The organism is Arthrobacter sp. SPT-J7, assembly GCF_059089965.1.
Window position 1 is genome coordinate 1 of sequence record NZ_JBNHFF010000537.1, and the last position, 579, is coordinate 579.

The 579-nt window shown below is 63.4% G+C and carries 1 pseudogene; it reads left to right on the forward strand.

Annotated features, from left to right (window positions below):
• Positions 1 to 579, forward strand: a pseudogene (locus AC5RWX_RS34120) (L-rhamnose isomerase); the annotation flags it as partial.

Consider the following 579-nt stretch of genomic DNA (forward strand, 5'->3'; position numbering starts at 1 on the left):
CTGGGGACGATCAACTCCAACACGTTCCAGGATGACGAATACAAGTTCGGTTCGCTGACGTCCTCCAACGAGACGGTCCGCCGCCGGGCAGTTGACCACCACCTGGACTGCATCGAGATCATGCACGCCACGGGTTCCAAGGACCTGAAGATCTGGCTGGCCGACGGCACCAACTACCCCGGCCAGGACGACATGCGTGGCCGCCAGGACCGCCTCGCCGAGTCCTTGCAGGAAATCTACGCCGCCCTGGGTGACGAGCAGCGCCTGGTGCTCGAGTACAAGTTCTTCGAGCCCGCTTTCTACCACACCGACGTTCCGGACTGGGGCACCTCCTACGCCCAGACCCTGGCGCTGGGCGAGAAGGCCTTCGTCTGCCTGGACACCGGCCACCACGCCCCGGGCACCAATATCGAGTTCATCGTGATGCAGTTGCTGCGCCTGGGCAAGCTCGGTTCCTTCGACTTCAACTCGCGTTTCTATGCCGACGACGACCTCATTGTGGGTGCCGCGGACCCGTTCCAGCTCTTCCGCATCATGTACGAGGTCATCCGTGGCGGCGGCTACGGCAAGGAGTCCGGC